The sequence below is a fragment of the Deferribacterota bacterium genome, assembly GCA_034189185.1.
Taxonomy (GTDB): domain Bacteria; phylum Chrysiogenota; class Deferribacteres; order Deferribacterales; family UBA228; genus UBA228.
Window position 1 is genome coordinate 1 of the sequence record JAXHVM010000230.1, and the last position, 2,299, is coordinate 2,299.

A 2,299-nucleotide genomic window follows, 5' to 3' on the forward strand; every position below is an offset into this window, starting at 1 on the left:
AAAAAATCTGATAAAATAAATCATAGGGTTGGTTTTAAATTTTTAAAAAAGATTGGTGATTATGTACATAAAAATGAAGATATAATACTAATCTATCACAATAATCACAATTTAGACCTCGTTATTAAACAATTGTATGAATCCATAAATATATCACAAAATAAGGTTAACAAAAACAAACTAATATATGAAATCCTTTAATTTTAAAGGTGTTTTATTTCCAGTTATTATCCTTATAATTTTTATATTTTATTCATTAATTAACGCACAAGAAATTCTGGTTGTCATAAGAAGCCTTTGTGGTATTGTTATACTTTTATTTATAGCTTTTATATTTTCTTCAAATAAAAATAGCATAGATTACAATACAATTTTATGGGGCATTTCGCTACAAATCCTAATGGGCTTTTTTGTTTTAAATACTAGTATAGGATATGAAATATTTAAGGATATTTCCTTTTTTGTCTCAAAACTATTGGATTTTACAAGAGTTGGCACAAACTTTGTTTTTGGCGATCTTGGAAATAGACTATCAAATACAAACGCTTTTGAGAAAACAGTTCAAAATTTTCCATCAATTAACACCTTAGGAGAGCTTAATCTAGGTTTTTTTGCCTTTACTGTACTACCCGTTGTTATCTTTGTCTCATCCTTATCAGCAATACTCTATTATCTTGGAGTTTTACAGTTTGTTGTTCTAATATTTGCAAGAATTCTAAAGTATTTCCTAAAGATATCAGGAGCTGAATCACTAGCTACAACAGCAAATATATTCATTGGACAAACAGAGGCACCTCTTATTGTAAGACCCTATATACCAAAGATGACTAATTCAGAATTGTTAGTCCTTATGACTGGAGGAATGGCAACAGTCTCGGGAAGTGTACTTGTTGCATATATTGGTATACTACAAAAACACCCAATTATTGGACCAACAATAGGTGTACATCTAATCACTGCAAGTGTAATGGCTGCTCCAGCGGCAATAGTTGTTGCAAAGATAGTTTACCCTGAAAAACTAACACCTCAAACCCAAGATAGTGCTAAAATTAATATAAAAACAGATGATGTAAATATTATAGATGCTGCCTCAAGAGGAGCATTGGAAGGTTTACAATTAGCTTTAAATATTATGGGTATGCTTATTGCATTTATAGCTATTATTGCTCTTTGTAACTATCTAATTGGAACGTGTTTTGATAATGCTCTTTTAGCCCTTGGCATAAAACCTCTACATCTATCATTAGAAAAAATTTTTGCCTTTATATTTTGGCCTTTTGCATTCTTAATTGGGGTCCCAGTAGAGGAATGCTTTAAAGTAGCCACATTATTAGGTGAAAAACTTGTGATAAACGAATTTGTAGCATATCTACATTTAGGAAAGGTTATGACAAGCTTAAGTGAAAGGTCTTTTATCCTTGCTTCTTATGCTTTATGTGGCTTTGCTAATTTTAGCTCAATAGCAATTCAAATTGGGGGTATTGGTGGTATTGCCCCAAATAGACGCCATGATCTAGCAAGATTTGGTATTAGAGCTATGATTGGTGGTACAATAGTTTCATATATTAATGCAGCTATAGCTAGTATTTTTATTTTATAATATAACGTCATTATATATTATAATATCATTGATAAATAACTCAATAAATGAAGTATATTTAATCTCCCGACTTTGCGAAGTTGAATGATGGTAGAAGATGTGCTGTGATGGCGTAAGTACGCGGAAAATCTGACTTGCGAAGTCAGAGGATGGGTGATATGTCTGGAAATGGCGTAAATACGCTGAAAATCCAACTTGCGAAGTCGGAAGATTGAAGATTGATAAATGAGGTTATAATTTCCTTAAGACAAAGTGGGATAACATGATAAGGTTTGCAAGTAATAAATATTAGGGCACCCTATTTGGGTGCCCTAGTTATTTTGTAAGAGCTTTACTAATAATTAGTTTTCCTTTGAAGACTTTTTATCTTTTTTTCTACCTTTACCTCTTAGATATGCTAAGTCAGGTCTCCAACTAAAATCAGGTATATGTAACATCTTCTTCATTGCTACAAAAAAGATCATTCCACCCATAACAACTGGCAAGAATAGGAAAAATCCTAGGCCAGCTAACGCTGCTAATAGAAGAAACCATAATAGTTTAGCTCCAACTAATCCGATCATATTAAACCTCCATTATTATTTATTCTTTTTTGACCTTTTTCCTTTTAAGTAAGCTAGTGTCGGTCTCCACTCAAAAGAGATTAATATTGAGGTTAAACTTCTCAAACCTCTCCATATTCTAACAGCAAGGGTTTCT

The 2,299-nt window shown here is 31.8% G+C and carries 3 protein-coding genes; 2 read left to right on the top strand and 1 reads right to left on the bottom strand.

The features are described 5' to 3' along the window. Together deoA and SVN78_10275 are read left to right on the top strand one after the other, a co-directional pair. Nucleotides 1–201 (top strand): pyrimidine-nucleoside phosphorylase (gene deoA / locus SVN78_10270; protein MDY6821991.1); only part of this gene is annotated, 201 nt, incomplete at its 5' end. Continuing rightward, complete coding sequence (locus SVN78_10275) at nt 188–1,600, top strand: nucleoside transporter C-terminal domain-containing protein (protein MDY6821992.1); 1,413 nt, start codon at nt 188–190, stop codon at nt 1,598–1,600. The genes deoA and SVN78_10275, both read left to right, overlap by 14 nt. 341 nt (nt 1,601–1,941) lie before the next feature. On the opposite strand, the gene SVN78_10280 is transcribed toward SVN78_10275, so the two are convergent. Beyond that, nucleotides 1,942–2,163, bottom strand: a complete 222-nt coding sequence (locus SVN78_10280) for a hypothetical protein (protein MDY6821993.1) — start codon at nt 2,161–2,163, stop codon at nt 1,942–1,944. Nucleotides 2,164–2,299 lie beyond the last annotated feature (136 nt).